The 323-nt window shown below is 56.7% G+C and carries 1 protein-coding gene; it reads right to left on the reverse strand.

Features of this window, described 5'->3' with window-relative positions:
- Nucleotides 1-98: 98 nt before the first annotated feature.
- Nucleotides 99-323 (reverse strand): hypothetical protein (locus SCA31_RS22830; protein WP_410699327.1); only part of this gene is annotated, 225 nt, incomplete at its 5' end.

The raw sequence follows: 323 nt of genomic DNA on the forward strand, positions 1-323 counted from the left end.
TAGCAACAGCAGTCACATCAGTAACATAACCACAAGCGTGTGATTCGCGATGGAACCGCGGGGTGTGTCGCGGGCCAGGGACGCTGGTGAGTGCCCGGCTACGAAGGTTGCGTCGGAGAAAAAAGATTGCGAATCACGGTGCGTGCGGCGGCCGCATGACCGACCAAAATTTCAGTACCAAAACCACCGGTGGGGCCGCATACTGAATGCAAAGCAGCGAGTTCGCTTGGAGGTGCCCGATGCCCGCGATGATATTCCTGTGGGGTGTTGCCCTGATTCTGGCAACAGCAGCAACAACGCTGATTCTTCATAGGAAACGGACC

This window comes from Chryseobacterium sp. SIMBA_028 (assembly GCF_046535285.1).
Lineage (GTDB): Bacteria > Bacteroidota > Bacteroidia > Flavobacteriales > Weeksellaceae > Chryseobacterium.